The sequence below is a fragment of the Pseudomonas sp. NPDC090203 genome (assembly GCF_044746765.1).
In the GTDB taxonomy this organism is placed as follows: domain Bacteria; phylum Pseudomonadota; class Gammaproteobacteria; order Pseudomonadales; family Pseudomonadaceae; genus Aquipseudomonas; species Aquipseudomonas putida_AD.
Map to the genome: position 1 here is coordinate 21,092 of NZ_JBIVCV010000024.1, position 15,315 is coordinate 36,406.

General features: G+C 61.9%; 13 protein-coding genes. 4 read left to right on the forward strand and 9 right to left on the reverse strand.

Translation table 11 applies throughout. The features are described 5' to 3' along the window. Nucleotides 1-126 precede the first annotated feature (126 nt). The 4 genes from ACIPO9_RS27475 to ACIPO9_RS27490 all read left to right on the forward strand — a co-directional run bounded on the left by ACIPO9_RS27475 (nucleotide 127) and on the right by ACIPO9_RS27490 (nucleotide 4,001). Entirely contained in the window at nucleotides 127-1,014 is an 888-nt protein-coding gene (locus tag ACIPO9_RS27475; RefSeq protein WP_400784469.1) for a LysR family transcriptional regulator, read from the forward strand. A gap of 257 nt (nucleotides 1,015-1,271) precedes the next feature. Then, nucleotides 1,272-2,642, forward strand: coding sequence for a gluconate:H+ symporter (locus ACIPO9_RS27480; protein WP_400784471.1), 1,371 nt, complete (start codon nucleotides 1,272-1,274; stop codon nucleotides 2,640-2,642). A 334-nt stretch (nucleotides 2,643-2,976) separates the two neighbouring features. Beyond that, a complete protein-coding gene (locus tag ACIPO9_RS27485; protein WP_400784472.1) occupies nucleotides 2,977-3,252 on the forward strand; it encodes a hypothetical protein in 276 nt (91 codons plus the stop codon). Between the two features lie 143 nt (nucleotides 3,253-3,395). Then, nucleotides 3,396-4,001, forward strand: coding sequence for a LysE family translocator (locus tag ACIPO9_RS27490; RefSeq protein WP_274133586.1), 606 nt, complete (start codon nucleotides 3,396-3,398; stop codon nucleotides 3,999-4,001). A 141-nt stretch (nucleotides 4,002-4,142) separates the two neighbouring features. Here the strand turns inward: ACIPO9_RS27490 and ssuE are convergent, their stop codons facing one another. The 9 genes from ssuE to ACIPO9_RS27535 all read right to left on the reverse strand — a co-directional run bounded on the left by ssuE (nucleotide 4,143) and on the right by ACIPO9_RS27535 (nucleotide 15,170). Continuing rightward, entirely contained in the window at nucleotides 4,143-4,724 is a 582-nt protein-coding gene (ssuE, locus tag ACIPO9_RS27495) for an NADPH-dependent FMN reductase (RefSeq protein ID WP_274133512.1), read from the reverse strand. Nucleotides 4,725-5,114: 390 nt separating this feature from the next. Next, nucleotides 5,115-6,197, reverse strand: a complete 1,083-nt coding sequence (locus ACIPO9_RS27500; protein ID WP_274133511.1) for a polysaccharide biosynthesis/export family protein — start codon at nucleotides 6,195-6,197, stop codon at nucleotides 5,115-5,117. A gap of 180 nt (nucleotides 6,198-6,377) precedes the next feature. Next, nucleotides 6,378-7,790, reverse strand: a complete 1,413-nt coding sequence (locus tag ACIPO9_RS27505; RefSeq protein ID WP_274133510.1) for an undecaprenyl-phosphate glucose phosphotransferase — start codon at nucleotides 7,788-7,790, stop codon at nucleotides 6,378-6,380. Between the two features lie 13 nt (nucleotides 7,791-7,803). Then, nucleotides 7,804-9,036, reverse strand: coding sequence for a glycosyltransferase family 4 protein (locus tag ACIPO9_RS27510; protein ID WP_274133509.1), 1,233 nt, complete (start codon nucleotides 9,034-9,036; stop codon nucleotides 7,804-7,806). Nucleotides 9,037-9,127: 91 nt separating this feature from the next. After that, complete coding sequence (locus ACIPO9_RS27515; protein ID WP_274133508.1) at nucleotides 9,128-10,168, reverse strand: acyltransferase; 1,041 nt, start codon at nucleotides 10,166-10,168, stop codon at nucleotides 9,128-9,130. A gap of 9 nt (nucleotides 10,169-10,177) precedes the next feature. Next, complete coding sequence (locus tag ACIPO9_RS27520; RefSeq protein ID WP_400609615.1) at nucleotides 10,178-11,305, reverse strand: glycosyltransferase family 4 protein; 1,128 nt, start codon at nucleotides 11,303-11,305, stop codon at nucleotides 10,178-10,180. A gap of 186 nt (nucleotides 11,306-11,491) precedes the next feature. Continuing rightward, the gene (locus tag ACIPO9_RS27525; protein WP_274133506.1) at nucleotides 11,492-12,814 is read right to left on the reverse strand and encodes a hypothetical protein; all 1,323 of its coding nucleotides are present in this window, start codon (nucleotides 12,812-12,814) and stop codon (nucleotides 11,492-11,494) included. Between the two features lie 104 nt (nucleotides 12,815-12,918). After that, nucleotides 12,919-14,172, reverse strand: coding sequence for a glycosyltransferase family 4 protein (locus ACIPO9_RS27530; protein WP_400784474.1), 1,254 nt, complete (start codon nucleotides 14,170-14,172; stop codon nucleotides 12,919-12,921). Beyond that, a complete protein-coding gene (locus tag ACIPO9_RS27535) occupies nucleotides 14,169-15,170 on the reverse strand; it encodes a glycosyltransferase (RefSeq protein ID WP_274133504.1) in 1,002 nt (333 codons plus the stop codon). Before ACIPO9_RS27535 ends, ACIPO9_RS27530 begins: the two co-directional genes overlap by 4 nt. Nucleotides 15,171-15,315: the final 145 nt, after the last annotated feature.

Genomic DNA, 15,315 nt, shown 5'->3' on the forward strand with positions numbered 1-15,315 from the left:
CGATCTCCGCCTTCTTTGTAGTTGTGTCCGACAAGGGCGTGTCGGAAAGCGTTCACCGCATCTTCTCTCTCCCTCAGTGATTTGTTAATTTTGTTTTTTTCATGAATTCATAAGTTCTATAAATAAATGAACGTTAAACAGCTTCGGGCGTTTCTCGCGGTGGCCCAGTGTCTGAGCTTTGCTCAGGCCGGTGAGCGGCTGCACCTGTCACAACCGGCGCTGAGCCTGACCATCAAGGCGCTGGAAGAGGACCTGGGCGGGCAGTTGCTGACCCGCACCACCCGCAGCGTCAGCCTGACGCCGGAAGGCGAGACGCTGTTGCCGCTGGCCCGGCAACTGCTGGCGGACTGGGACAACGCCGAAGAACTGCTGCGCCAGCGCTTCACCCTACAGACGGGCAAGGTATCGATTGCCGCCATGCCCTCGTTCGCCGGCAACCTGCTGCCGGTGGCGCTCAAGGTGTTCCGCGAGCGCTACCCGAGGGTCAACGTGGCAGTGCACGACGTCATCAACGAGCAGGTGCTGGAACTGGTGGATCACAGGCGGGTGGAACTGGGCATCGGCTTTGAACCGGAGTCCAGCAACAACCTGAGCTTTACGCCGTTCTACATGGACCGCTTCGTGGCCGTCGTGCCGGTGGATTCGCCCTTGGCCGAGCAGGGCGAAGTGACCTGGGACGAGCTGCTGCATCACGACTTCATCACCCTGCAACGGCCGTCGGCAGTGCGCCTGCTGCTGGAGCAGGACCTGCAGACCCAGCACGGCAAATTATCAGTGGCGTTCGAAAGCCATCAGTTGTCGACCGTGGGGCGCATGGTCGCCAACGGCCTGGGGGTGAGCGCGGTGCCCTCGTTGTGCATTCAGCAGATGGAAGAGCTGGGCGCCCGTTGCATTGCCCTGGAAGGGCCGCGCATCGAGCGCAGGATCGGCCTGATGACCCTGGCCGATCACAAATTGTCGGCGGCGGCGCAGGCATTGCGCGATGTGTTGATCGAGTGTTCTAGAACCGCTTGATCTGTAGGAGCGCGCTTGCCCGCGACAGCGGTGGGCCAGACACATCCCTGGTGCTGGCACACCGCCGTCGCGGGCAAGCGCGCTCCTACAGTATCGGACGCTATTCATTTAGATGAATGGATGAATGGCAGGGCTTTTCGGCCAGTTTCTGTTAAAAAATCACTGCGACGTCTTGCCGCATCCGGTATCGTTCGGCCATCTGAAACAAATTGTTTCAGATCATCTTTCAATAAGAATCGAACGATAAGGGGTTCCGCTTGGATTTGTCGTCTGCTGCCTGGGTGTTGCACGACACCCGGCTCATCATCTGCTGCCTGATCGCCATTGCCACGATTATCGTGCTGATCAGCGCCACCAAACTTCCGCCGTTTCTGTCGATTCTGGTGGGTACTTTCATCGCAGGGATAGGTGCAGGGCTGCCAGCGGAGGCGGTTGCAAAGGCCTTCAGCAAAGGCGCGGGCGGGATCCTCGGAGAGGCCGGCATCATCATCGCGCTGGGTGCGATGCTGGGTGCCCTGATGGCCGAATCCGGCGCGGCGGACCGCATTGCGTCGACGCTGCTGGGGCTGGGCAAGGGCCGGACGCTGCCGTGGGTCATGGCCCTGGTGGCGATGGTCATCGGGCTACCGCTGTTCTTCGAGGTGGGCCTGGTGATGATGGTGCCGATCATCTTCGTCATGGCGCGCCAGTCGAACCTGCCGCTGTTGAAGATCGCCATTCCGGCGCTGGCGGGCATGACCACCTTGCACGCCCTGATGCCTCCGCATCCGGGGCCGCTGATTGCGGTCAGCGCGTTGCACGCCGATCTTGGCCTGACCATGTTGCTGGGCCTGTGTGTTGCGGTGCCAGCGGTGATCCTTGCCGGTCCTTTGTACGGCAACTGGCTGTCCAAGCGCCTGCACATCGAAGCGCCGGCCGAACTGGGTGAGCTGTTCTCGGCCAAATCCAGTGCCGCGCGCCAGCCGGGGTTCGGCATTTCGCTGCTCATTATCCTGCTGCCAGTGATTCTGATGCTGGGCAGCACCCTGGCCAAGGTGGCGATGGAGCCTGAGAGCAATGTTGCGCTGACCCTGAAATTCCTCGGCGAGCCGCTGGTAGCGCTGGGTATCGCGGTGCTGGCGGCCACGGTTTGCCTGGGCTGGGCCAATGGCATTTCCCGTGAGCAGGTCGGTGGCACGCTGCGCAAGAGCCTGGCGCCGATCGCCGTGTTGCTGCTGACCATCGGTGCCGGTGGCGGCCTGAAGCAGACGCTGCTGGATGCCGGTGTCAGCCAGACCATCAGTAAAGTGGCCGAAGGCGCGCACATGCCGTACCTGTTGCTGGCCTGGCTGATCGCCGTGGCGCTGCGTCAGGCAACCGGTTCGGCGACCGTGGCGACCACCACCACCGCAGGCATCCTGGCGCCAATGATGGCCGGGCTTGCGCCGGTTGAAGCGTCGCTGGTGGCGCTGGTGATCGGTGCCGGCTCCGTATTCTTCTGCCACGTCAACGACGCCGGCTTCTGGATGGTTCGCGAGTACTTCGGGCTGCAGCTCAAGCAGACGATCTGGGTGTGGTCGGTGCTGCAGACCATCGTCTCGGTGGTCGGGCTGATCGGTACGTCGCTGCTGTGGCACTGGCTGGTTTGAGGTAGTTACGGGTTCGTCACCCTGTAGGAGCCCGCTTGCCCGCGACCGCGGTGGGTCATACCCATCCAGGCTGACTGACACGCCGCTCCCGCCGGCAAGCCGTGCTGCTACGGGACTGGATTGTCACCCTGTAGGAGCGCGCTTGCCCGCGACCGCGGTGGGTCATACACATCCATGGTGACTGACACACCGCAGGTCGCGGGCAAGCGCGCTCCTACGAATCTGAAGACTGTTTCATCCGCCGATAGCGACTATCAAGACGACTGATTTCTGCTGGAAAGGACCCAGGCGTAGCCTTGGCTTCATTCCAGAAACGAGCCGAATGGAGGCTCCCATGAACCGTCTTCTTGCCCTCGCCATGTTGCTTTCAGTCGCTGTCGTTTCTGGCTGTGCCGCTGGCAATCATCCTGAACTTCGCCCTTACACCGCTGAAGAAACCCATCAGTTGGCCCTCGAAGACCTCAACCGTCGCGGCCTGTCCTATGACGATTACCAGGCTCGCAAGGCGCAGTTGATGGTCCAGCCTCAAATGCAGCAAGCCCACGAATTCGACACCCGCGGCGAAGTGAACGCCGAGGTCAGCGCCCCCTCGAAAGCGCGTCAGGGTTGAGCCAGGTGGTTTGATAACAGTTTCGTGAGCGACACGAATGTCATGAAACTGTACGGGTAAAAGTCAGCCTCACTGTCCATGTGTTTTGCGCCGTGCTTTCGATAGCGTGGCAGGCAGAAAATCAAAACATATCCTGGACCTGCATCATGCTCACTGCCGACCTCTTGCTTGCCTTCATCCTCTTCGCCTTTGTGTCATCGATCACGCCAGGTCCGAACAACACCATGCTGTTGTCCTCGGGGGTGAACTTCGGTTTCAACCGCACCATCCCCCACATGCTCGGCATCAGTTGCGGTTTCGCGTTGATGGTGCTGGCGGTCGGCTTCGGCCTGGGCGCGGTGTTCCAGGCGTATCCAGTGCTCTACACCATCCTGCGTTATGCGGGCGCGGCGTATCTGCTGTACCTGGCGTACAAGATCGCAACCTCAGGTCCTGCCAAGGACAGTGACGAGAGCAAGGGCAAGCCGATGAGCTACCTGGGCGCGGCAGCGTTCCAGTGGGTCAATCCCAAGGCCTGGGTGATGGCGGTCGGCGCGATCAGCACCTACACGCCCATGAATGGCTACTTCACCAACGTGGCGGTGATTGCCCTGGTGTTCGGCATCGTCAACCTGCCTGCGGTGAGCATGTGGGCGGGGTTCGGCAGCCTGTTGCGCAACGTGCTGCGCGATCCGCTGTGGCTGCGGGTGTTCAATGGGGTGATGGCGGCGTTGTTGGTGCTGTCGCTGTATCCACTGCTGGAACACTGATCCGCTTCCCGTAGCAGCACGGCTTGCCGGCGGGGGCGGTGTGTCAGGCGACTTATTCGTCACAGTCACACCGCTCCCGCCGGCAAGCCGTGCTGCTACGGGGTCGGCGCACTGGAACCTAAATCCCGTGCGCTCAAAGGCTTACAACGCCAGCTTCAAATGCCCGCCCGCTTCCTTGTGCCGGGCATTGGTGCGGTGTTGCAGGCCGAGGAGGAAATGATCCAGCCCGTCGTGCAGGCGCTGGGTCAGCAGTTCGTCCAGCTCGCCGCCAAGCTCACCTTCGCCGTAGCTGATCTGGCTGTCGATGGCGAATACCCCGTGCAGCACTTCCTGGCATTTGAGGGCCGACAACACCGGCTTGAGGGCGTAGTCCACTGCCAGCATGTGCGCGATGCTGCCGCCGGTTGCCAATGGCAGCACCACCTTGCCGTGCAGCGAGCGCTCCGGGAGCAGGTCGAGCAGGGTTTTCAGCGCGCCGGAAAACGAAGCCTTGTACACCGGCGTGCCGATCAGCAAACCATCGGCCTTGGCCACTGCCTCGATAAAGGCGATCACGGCGGGGCTGTCGAACCGCGCATACAGCAGGTCTTCGGCGTTGAAATCCTGGATGCGCACCGCCTTGACGTCCACGCCATGATCGCTCAGCCATTGCGCAGCGTGCTTGAGCACCACCCCCGAACGCGAGCGGGTCGATGGGCTGCCTGAAATTGAAACCACCAGCATGTTCTGATTCCTTGGGGTCAGTCACCCGAGGTGCGCAAAGGCACCGTACAGGCCGCGTACCACGCGATTGAAATGGGCGGATAGACCCTGTACTGCGTTCAAAGCAGCATGCGTGCCAGTGTGGCAAAGCCCCGCATGGTCGGGGGAGGGCGAGCAGGCCGGTGCCTGAGTGCGTGCAGTAAATCGCAGGAATTGTTGATGCGCTGTTGCTGGAGCAACACCTGACTTGCGTTGTAGGAGCGCGCTTGCCCGCGACGGCGTCGGTTCATTCACCATCAAAGTGCCTGACAAAACGCCGTCGCGGGCAAGCGCGCTCCTACAGGTGGAGTGTTTTTCAGGCAAAAAAAATCCCCGCAGCCGGCCACTGCGAGGATTTTTTGTTTGCGCTTCTTAGTTCCGGAACATCGCACCGGTCTGGATGATGTTGTTGGAACCCAACAGCTGACTTACATAACGGCTCCAACGGGTGATGTTGGCAGGGCCGACAAACACCACGTCCTGGGCCGCCAGCTCAAAGCCCTTGGCCAGTGCGAAACTGGTCGGCTTCTTGGCGCTCAGGTGATACACGGTGGCCGAGTGGGTCGCATCCTGGGCGCGAATCACGTACACCGCATTACCGTCCGCCGAGTCAGGGCTCAGGCCACCGGAGCTGCCCAGCGCTTCGAGCAGCGTCACGCTGGTGGTGCTGAAGGAGATCACCTGAGGGCGTTGAACTTCGCCCAGCACGTAGATCTTGTTCTTCGAGTTGCTGTTGAGGTGCAGGTAGTCGCCGTCCTTGAGGAAGATCTTGCTCAGTTGCGAGTCCTTGCGGTTGAGCGAGTCGACGTCGATCACGTAGTCCTTGCCGTCGCGACGCAGGGTCAGGCCTGCGAGGTTGGCGTCGGTGAGGTCAAGACCTGCCTGGCTGATGGCCTGCACCAGGCTCAGCGGAATGTTGGTGATCGGCTGGGTGCCCGGCGTCTTGAAGGCACCGGACAGCAGAACGCGCTGGCTGTTGTAGCGCAGCACTTTGACGTCGACCTTGACCTCGGTGTATTGCGGCAGCAAGCCCATGCGCAGTTGTTCACGGATCTGCGAAACGGTCTTGCCCGCCGCCTGGATACGACCGACATACGGGAAGAACACAGTGCCGTCGTTCAGCACTTCCCGGCTGTTGGCGTCCAGTTGCTCCTGGGAGCCCGGGGCGGTCAGTTCAGGGTGTTCGAATACGGTGACCAGCAGGGCATCGCCCGGCCCGACCACGTACTCGGGTGTCTTGTAGGTCAACAGTTCAGGTGGCAATGGCTTGGCCAGGGCCGCAGCGGATTTCTGCTGTTGGGCCAGGGTCGCGGGGGTGATATTGACGAGGGTGACCGCGGGGCCGTCCGGGTCTTTGTCGGTTACATCGTCGAGGGACATGTACTGGCCGGGGGCGAATGCGCAGCCTTGCAAAATCAGACTGGAAAGCAGCACTACCGCTAACGTTACTTTCATATGTATGTTCCTTCTAATCCTAAATGGTGCGCACTGGCACCGCAGTGATTTCGTTGCATCCCTTACTTACACCGAACATCGGATTTCAATCGCTCATACACTCACGGACCTCCTGCCGAGCTTAGTAGCCAACGGCCATAGTTGTTGTTATTGGCAGACCCTTCTTTTCTTTTTTCATCGTTAGAAAGCGTTCTTGTTGACGAAGCCTTTGAAGAGCGTCAGCAGGATGATTTTCAAGTCCAGCCAGACCGACCAGTGCTCGATGTACTGCAGGTCGAATTCCACGCGTTTCTGCATCTTGTCCAGCGTGTCGGTCTCGCCACGCCAGCCGTTGATCTGTGCCCAGCCGGTGATGCCCGGCTTGACCTTGTGCCGGAGCATGTAGCCCGACACCTGCTTGCGGTATTGCTCGTTGTGCGCCACGGCGTGGGGGCGCGGGCCGACGATGGACATCTCGCCGCGCAACACATTGAAGAACTGCGGCAACTCGTCCAGCGAGGTGCGCCGCAGGAAGGCGCCCAGCGGCGTGATGCGGCTGTCGTTGCGCGTGGCCTGGGTCACCACGTCGCCGTTTTCCTGGACGCTCATGCTGCGGAATTTCCAGACCATGATCGGTCGCCCGTCCAGGCCGTAGCGGCGCTGGCGAAACAGCACAGGGCCCTTGGAGGTGAACTTGATCGCCAGGGCAATCAGCATCAGGGGCAGGGCGATCATGGCCAGGATCAGGCTCGACAGCACGATGTCCTCGATGCGCTTGACCACGCTCCAGGCGCCGTCCATGGGCGAGTCGAAAATGCTGATGCTCGGCAGGCCGTTGATGCTTTCGCTGCGGGCATGCAGCAACTCGAACATGAACACGTCCGGGATCACGTAGACCGAGGCTGTGGTGTCGCTCAGGCCCTTGATCAGTTCCTGCAGGCGGGCCTGGGCACCCAGGGTGAGGGTGATGTAGACCTTGTCGATCTTGCCGTCGCGGGCATCATTGATCAGTTGGTCCAGATCGCCGATCACCGGGATCCGCCGGCCGATCTGCGCAAGGTCCATCTGCTCCGGATTTTCGTCATAGAAACCCAGCAGGTTGAGGCCCATCCAGGGTGCGCTCTCGATGGACATCGCCAGGCGTTCGCCACAGTGGCCGGTGCCGACAATCGCCACCCGACGGGTGTTGAAGCCCCGGGCGCGAAAGCTGTGCAGCAGGCTGCGGATCGCCAGGCGATAACCGCACAGCGCCACCAGCACCGAGGCGAACCAGGCCATCTGGCTGTTATCGGCCAGGTTCGCCGGCTTGAGCAGCATGTAGTCCACGAACAGCAACAGCACGAAGGCCAGTCCCCAGTAATTGGCGACCTTGAGCAGTTCGCGCAGGATACGTTCGCCACGCCAGGAACCGTACAACTGGTGGTATTCGGCCAACCAGTGGAAGGCCACGGCGGCCAGCAGGATCTGCATCCAGATTTCGGTGCTCATGCCTGCGTCGGACAGCAGGTTGACGCCGTAGCCGCACAGCATGATGACGGCCAGGTCGAGCAAACGATGAGCGACCGACAGCGATGATTGATGCGCGTGCAAGATGCCGCGAAGAGGTGTGCTCATGTCAGGTGCTCGCTCAGACGGATTTGATCGGAACAACGCGGGCGCAAAGCTCGTTGGGTGCCACGGTTTGGGTGACTTGAGCAGCCGGTGCCGACCTTGCGACCGGCGGCTGGCGTTTCTCCCGCGCGGCGCTCAGGCGCAGGTCGACGAACTGACGCATTTCCTGCTCGAAACGCGCCTGGCTGAAGCGCTCGGCGTTGGCACGGCAGGCCTGGGCAGTGATGCGCGGGCTGTAGGTCTCGAAGATCTGCACCGCTTCGATCAGCGACGCCACGCTCTGCTCGGGATACAGCACCCCGGTGGGTTGCGCATGGTCCAGGCCGCAGACGGTTTCCAGCACGCCACCCTTGCCAAAGGCGATCACCGGGGTGCCGCAGGCCTGGGCTTCCACCGGGCTGATGCCGAAGTCTTCCTCGGCGGCGAAGACAAAGGCGCGGGCGTTGCGCATGTGCTCCTGCAACACGCTGAACGGCTGGTAGCCCAGCAGCTGGATGTTGGGGGCGTGGGCCGCAGCGGCGCGTGCCTTTTCCATTTCCGGGCCGTCGCCGACCATCACCAGACGTTTGTCCGGCATGGCGGCGAAGGCTTCGACGATCATCGGCATGCGCTTGTAGGGCACCATGCGCGACGCGGTGAAGTAATAGTCCTGCTTGTGTTCCTGCAGGGTGAAGCCACGGGTGTCGACGGGCGGGTAGATCACCGTGGATTCGCGGCGGTAGGCCTTGGTGATGCGCGCGCCGATGAAATGCGAGTTGGCGATGAAGTCATCCACGCCAGCGGCCGTGCGCTGATCCCACATGCGCATGTAGTGCAGGATCATGCGCGCCACCTTGCCTTTCATGCCGGTGCTCAGGTTGGCTTCGCGCAGGTACTGGTGTTGCAGGTCCCAGGCGTAGCGGATCGGCGAGTGCACGTAGCTCACGTGCAACTGGTCCGGGCCGCACAGCACGCCTTTGGCCACCGCGTGGCTGCTGCTGATGATCAGGTCGTAGCCGGAAAGGTCCAGTTGCTCGATGGCCATCGGCATCAACGGAAGGTAGCGTTGGTAGTGGGTCCTGGCCTTGGGCAGGCGCTGGATGAAGGTGGTGGTCGCCACTTTGCCGCCCAGTTGGGCGCGGTCCTGATCGCTGAGGAAATCGATGACGGAAAACAGATCCGCCTCGGGCCAGATATTGATCAACGATGCCAAAACCCTTTCGGCACCGGCGTACGTCACCAGCCAGTCGTGGACGATTGCGATTTTCATTGGAGTTCTCTGCATTAACGGCGTTGAAAGGCCCCGCACGTCGAGCGAAGCTCGCGCGGACCTCAAGCGTTTGTGTTTGCGCAGGCTGACTTCAGATACTCAGCGGCTGCGTCCCTGCCTTGCGATTATTGAGTCGTTTTCCAAGTTGAATGAACGGGTGTTCGATGTAGTGAAAGCACAGGTGCGCGGCGCCCAGGGTCAGCACCGTGGCGAATACCGCGACCACCAGCGCCGGTGCGCCGGTAGGTTCGAGCAACCACTGGGCGAGCATGCCCATGGTCGGGTGCAGCAGGTACAGCGAGTAACTCACCGCGCCCAGCCAGACCAGCGCCGGGTGGTCCAGGCGTACGCTGCGCGTGAGCAGCAGAAAGCTGGTAATAGCCACTGCATAGGTGAAGCAGTAGCGGCCCCAGGTTTCACCGGTGCCCATGTCCTTGCTGTAGGCCATGACCAGTGTGGGCGGCAGCAGTACGGCGAAGGCGATCAGCAGCATGGTCAGGTTGCGGGTCAACTGCCTGCTGTGTTCGGCCAGAAGCCACTGGCGCCAGACCGAGCCGAAGAACATCAGCGACAAGGCCAGCGGCAGGGCCACCGGCAACTTGCGGTCGGTCAGGGCGCGCACGATGCCCATCGCCAGCGCCACCAGCAGAAACACCAGCGAGCAGCGCGCGCGAAAGGTCTGGTCGTAGAGCTTGCCGCCGATGAACAGCGCAAGGCACAGGCCGTAGAACACAAGCTCGATGAACAGCGTCCAGTACAGCCCGATCACGTCATCAAAACCCAGGGCCGCCTGGATCATGGTCAGGTTGGCGACCACCTGGGCCAGCGACGGTAGCGGCTCGCCGCTCAGCTTGAGCATCAGCACGAACACCAGCAGTGACAGCCAGTACGCCGGATACAGGCGCATGAAGCGCGAGACCAGGAACCGCTGCGCGCCGTCAGGGCCGGGCTTGAGGCTGTAGGGGATGACCACCCCGCTGATCATGAAGAACCACAGCACCCCCAGCTTGCCGGGGTCGATCAGTGCGTCGAAGACCCAGACATGCCCCACGATCGGCAGATACAGGTGTGTGAACACCACCATCAAGGCGGCGATACCACGCAGCGCGTCGAGATAGGCCAAACGTTTCATGAGCGTGCCTCACAGCTTGCTGGACGATTCACGACGCAGGGCATCGGTGCCCGTTGCCGGGCTGGCGCGACGGTCGCGTGACTGGTTGAGCAGCACATCGATACGGTGCGAAACCCGCCGCGCCGATTCTTCCCAGGAAAACCGCGCCACGTTGTTCAGGCCGCGGCGGCGCAAGGACTGGCGCAGCGGCAGGTCAGTGAGGATGCGCTCCATGGCCGAAGCCATGTGGGTCACGTCCAGCGGATCGAAATACAGGGCGCTGGCTTGCAGCACTTCCGGAATCGACGCCGCGTTCGCCGCCAGCACCGGGCAACCGCAGGCCTGTGCCTCCAGGGGCGGAATGCCGAAGCCTTCGTACAGCGAAGGGAACACGAAAGCGGTCGCGCCCTGGTACTGCGCGATCAGTTCTTCGTCGCTCAGGCGGCCCAGGAACTTGATGCGCGAGTCGCGGCTGGCCAGGCGTTGCAGGTGGTCATCGGCGAACACGTCGCTGGCCCCACCGACGATATGCAGTTGCAGGTCGTCGTGGTCACGCAGCATCAGGAACGCCTGAATCATGCGGCTGAAGTTCTTGTGGGCGCTGGGTGATGACACGGCCAGCAGGTACTCGGGGCTGTCCTTGAGCGGTGGCCCGGGCTGGAAATCGCCGCTCACGGCGTTGGGCACCACGAAGATCTTCTTTTCCGGGTAGTTGTAGAACTGCGAAATCTCTCCCTTGGAAAAGTTGCTCACGGTCAGCAGCGACTTGATGCGCGACAGCATGATCGGCGTCATGGTCCGGTACAGCAGGCGGAACAGGCGCGTGTAGCTTTCCGGGTGACGCACATAGGTGACGTCATGGTGGGTCGCGATCTGATTGCCGTACATCAGCGGCGCGGTGCTGCACAACGAAACCAGCAGCGGGCTGCCCTGCCTGCGCAGGTAGAGCGGCAGGTCCAGTTGCTCCCACAGATGGCCGCCGTGGCGACCGATGCATTGCACGTCCAGCGCCTTGGCGCTGTCGTGCATCTTGATGCCGTGAGGCGCGACGAACACCACGTCGTCGCGCAACTGCTTGAGTGCCAGACAGGTCTGTTCCGCGAAGCGCTGGACGCCACGCAATTCCTGGGTGAGAAAACGTGCATTGATCACAATCATTGTGGGCGACCTGTTGAAGAGATGAATAAGTCGTGAAGTCCGTGCGGGTGAAGCAAAATCGTCTGAACACGTTCTCCCGTAGCAGCACGGCTTGCCGGCGGGAGCGGTGTGTCAGGCGATGGATGGGTCACTGATCCACCGCACCCGCCGGCAAGCCGTGCTGCTACGGGAAATGGCGGATGCGAATCAGGGCAAGGCAAACAACGCCGGGCGTGTGCCCAGGGTGATGATTTTTGGAAATTCGTCGATCGGTACTTGCGCCGAGCAGCGCCCTTCGTTGCAATTCCACGGGATGCCGCTGTCGACCTGGCCGTTCTGCGGCTCCCGGGTGTCGATGTATTGCACGTTGCCGCGCAGCACACTGCTGGAATCGACCTTGATCGTGCGTGGCAGCCCGGCCGTCCAGGCGACCATGATCTGGTCCGATCCACGGGCGAACCGCAGCAGGTACTGCGAGTCGATTTCGCGGCTCTTCTCGGCGTCGAAACGAAACTGATGCAGCGTCGGACTGATCGCCTTGAGCGTCAGGTACGCCTGCTTGATGCTCAGGTCCTGGTTGAGCAGCCCGAAGTTCTGCTCCGGGTCGGTGCCGTCAGGGCCATCGTTGAGCAGGCCGTTCCACCACATGCCCTTGATGTTGGGCATTGTCTGGGCCAGAAAGAAGCTGCGGGCGAGAAAGGCCGCCTGGGTCTTTTCGTCACCGCCGCAGCGGCCTTCGTTGCTGGGCCAGCCCATCTCGGTCAGGTAGAGCGGCACTTCGGTCTTGTTGCGGGTCTTTTCCTTGAGGTCCTCGTTGATCCTGCGCAACCAGGCGATCCAGTTTTCCGGGGTGTTGCGTTCATCCGAGCGGCAATGCACATAAGGATGCAGCGACAGGCCGTCGACATGATTCAGAATCCCGGATTCCACCAGCCGGTCGGCGAACCCCAGGTCCATCCCCTGGCTGGTGACGGCCCCGGCCAGGATCACCATGGGCCGCTGGTTGGTGCGAATGCGCCTGGCCGCTTCCTCGACCAGGATGCTGTAGTCCTGGGCGAAGGTCGGGTCGACGGGGTTTTCCTTGTCCCACTCGTTCCAGATTTCGTAGAAATCCACGCTGTCGGTGAGCTGGCGGGTGACGAAACTCACGTAGTTGGCGTAGGCATCACGGACATTCGGTTTGCGCGGTTTTGCATAGTTGTCGTAGAACGGGTTGCCGTAGCCCAGCACCAGCAAGGGCCGCAGATGGTGCTCCTGGGCCTTGCTCAGATAGGCCTGCCAGGCCGGTTCGATCCTCATCAAGCCCCGTCGGGGCTCGGCGCTGGACCAGTACGCATCGTCGCGCACCGAGTCCACCCCCGCAGCTTCGAGCAACTGCAAGGCCTTGGCCGAGGTCGAGTTCTTGTTCATCAGGTGGGTATCGACCCCGATGATGAACGATTCATCGGCAAAGCCTGTGCAGCTGATGAACAGACCCAGCAGCATCGCCAGTAAGGGGCGTCGTAACCTCGTCAGGCGCGTGATGGGCATGGCTTGTCTCAATGAAGAGGCACGGTCCGGAGCGCTTGCTCAGGTAGGTCTCGGGCCGTTGGCAAATGAAAGCGGCACCCGGTCAGGACCGGGTCCGCACGTCTTCAAACTGTATGAGGCAAGACCGTCGCGTCACGGTGCGTAATGTTATCCAGCAGGGTCTGGTCGAAGATGCTCTCGTAACTGTCGAGCATCAGCTCAAGGTTCAACAGCGCCGCAACGCTGACCCGCGCCTGACTGCTCAGGCGAGCCAGCAGGTCCGGTTGCTGATGCAGGCGCAGCATCGCGTGGCCCAGCGAATCGGGGTCATCGGGCCGGCACAGCAGACCGTTGAGCGGGTCCTGGATGATTTCCGGCAACCCGCCCATGCGGCTGGCGATCACTGGCACCGAATGGGCGCAGGCTTCGACGGCGACCAGGCCGAAAGGCTCGTTCCACAGCGACGGCACGACAGCGACGTCGATCTGGCTGTAAAACGCTTCAGGTTTCTGGTAACCGACGAAACTGACTTTCGGCGAAGTGACCAGAGCCTTGAAGGCAGCCTCGTCGTCCGGCTGGCCGCGCCCGGCGATCTGCAGGGTGGCGTCGAAGGGCAGGCGCTGAAATTGTTCGATGAGCCAGCGTACGCCTTTCTGCTCGGACAGGGTGCCCATATATCCGAAACGCAGCGGCGCATGCTTCATCGACGGGTCGAGCTGGCGCTGCTTGTTCGGCGAGTTGTACACCTGGGCATAGGGGCTGGCGTTGTGCACGACGTAGCCTTTGGCCGCGCTGAAGTAACCGCGCTTCTGCAGTTTCTCCAGAATGAACTGGCTGACCCCGACCACCGCCGACACCTGCGCCGAGCGCAGGTCATGGCCCTTGCGGAACGACTGGCAACTGCTGCATTGCTGCTGGCAGCAGTGGCCGCGCTTGAACATGTTGCTGCTGGGGCACATCAGGTACATGTCATGCAGCACCTGAACGATGGGCAGCCCGGCGGCGGTGATCTCGTCCCACACCGACACCGACCATCCGGCCAGGTTGTGGCACACCACCAGTTGCGGCTCTTCGCTTTTTATCACCTGGCGCACGTAGCTGCGCATGGCGCCGTTGTAGCGGTCGCGCAGGTGCCAGCCCAGGCGCAGAAGCCGCCCCGGACGCTTGGCGCCGAACTGCCAGTAGAAGTTGTGAAGCCCTGCGCGGTACACCTTGACCCCGTTGACCATTTCGGTCGCCAGGCCCGCGTCGGGTCCTGTCACCAGCACGCTGACCTGGCAGCCGCGTTGTTGCAGGCCTTCGACGGTGCGCTGGAGAATGATCTCCGCGCCGCCGCCGATGTGAGGTGAATACAGGCTGCTGATGAACAGTATTTTCATAGTGGATACGACTGATTCAGACCCAATACGCCGGACTCACCGTCACGGATGGCTTTTTCGATCAGATTCAAGCGCTCTTCGGCGCCGCGCCGCTTGGCGATCAGCCGCAGCAGCCGGAAGAACACCCAGCGGTTGAGGCTGTAGAGCAGCGACGAATTGGCCCAGACGTTCTTGTCGAACCAGGCCTGGTTGCGCGCTCCGTAATAGGCGCGCAGGTCCGAGCCGCCCAGCAGGAAGCTCTCGTAGATGTTGTTGGTGCGCGCCTTGATGTTCCAGGAGTTCTCCAGGTCATCGAGCACCGCATCGGGCACCAGGAAGATCCGCCCGCCACCTGCGGTGATGCGCCAGGTGTATTCGCTGTCGTCTGCGTACAGCAGCAGGGCGTCCAGCGGCAGGCCGATCTTGCGGTACAGGTTGCGGTGGGCGAGCAGGCCGCCGTATGTGGCGAACGGCAGTTGCACCATGCCCATCTTGTCCTGGGAGCGCTGAGGCGCGCCCCAGGGCAAGCGGCGCCAGATCTTGTAAGGCAACTGCGCGATGTGAAACCCGAAGAAGCTTGAGCGGCGCTGAATGGCGAAGCGCTTCGGCACGCCAGCGGCGATGTCGGCCTGGTGAGTCGGGCGGAAACCCAGCACTGCGGCCTTTTCATCGCCATCCACGGCTTTGCGCTCTTCAAGCACCTCGTGCAGCGTGGCGATGGCGTTGATGGTCGGCGCGTTGTCGTCGTCCATCAGCCAGATGTGTTCGGCGCCAGCATCCAGCGCAGCCTGGATCCCCACCGAGTAGCCCCGGGCGGAGCCGGTGTTCTGGTGCAGGTAGATGACGCTGACCTCGTCGGGCCAGGTGCGGCGCAGGGTTTCCAGCGGCGCGGTCGATGCATTGCTGACGATAATTACGCGGTCGATCAGCGGGCTTTCCAGCGAACGGCTGACGAGCGTGTGCAGATAATTGAAACGGTCACCATAGGTGAGCGTCACCAACGTCGTTTTTCGGGTCATGGTGAGTTTCCGGGCGAAGAGGGTTCAAGAGGCTGAAAGCATCAGCCCCGCAGTACATTCGAAGTGAGATTGGTAGGAGCGCGCTTGCCCGCGACGGCGGTGTGTCAGACACACCTATGGCGCGGGGAAATCGCAGTCGCGGGCA

Excerpts from the sequence above, each read along its gene's own strand:
- ACIPO9_RS27475 (WP_400784469.1), top strand. The coding sequence starts at position 127 with ATGAACGTTAAACAGCTTCGGGCGTTTCTCGCGGTGGCCCAGTGTCTG.
- ACIPO9_RS27485 (WP_400784472.1), top strand. The coding sequence starts at position 2,977 with ATGAACCGTCTTCTTGCCCTCGCCATGTTGCTTTCAGTCGCTGTCGTT.
- ssuE (WP_274133512.1), bottom strand. The coding sequence starts at position 4,724 with ATGCTGGTGGTTTCAATTTCAGGCAGCCCATCGACCCGCTCGCGTTCG.
- ACIPO9_RS27500 (WP_274133511.1), bottom strand. The coding sequence starts at position 6,197 with ATGAAAGTAACGTTAGCGGTAGTGCTGCTTTCCAGTCTGATTTTGCAA.
- ACIPO9_RS27505 (WP_274133510.1), bottom strand. The coding sequence starts at position 7,790 with ATGAGCACACCTCTTCGCGGCATCTTGCACGCGCATCAATCATCGCTG.
- ACIPO9_RS27510 (WP_274133509.1), bottom strand. The coding sequence starts at position 9,036 with ATGAAAATCGCAATCGTCCACGACTGGCTGGTGACGTACGCCGGTGCC.
- ACIPO9_RS27515 (WP_274133508.1), bottom strand. The coding sequence starts at position 10,168 with ATGAAACGTTTGGCCTATCTCGACGCGCTGCGTGGTATCGCCGCCTTG.
- ACIPO9_RS27520 (WP_400609615.1), bottom strand. The coding sequence starts at position 11,305 with ATGATTGTGATCAATGCACGTTTTCTCACCCAGGAATTGCGTGGCGTC.
- ACIPO9_RS27525 (WP_274133506.1), bottom strand. The coding sequence starts at position 12,814 with ATGCCCATCACGCGCCTGACGAGGTTACGACGCCCCTTACTGGCGATG.
- ACIPO9_RS27530 (WP_400784474.1), bottom strand. The coding sequence starts at position 14,172 with ATGAAAATACTGTTCATCAGCAGCCTGTATTCACCTCACATCGGCGGC.
- ACIPO9_RS27535 (WP_274133504.1), bottom strand. The coding sequence starts at position 15,170 with ATGACCCGAAAAACGACGTTGGTGACGCTCACCTATGGTGACCGTTTC.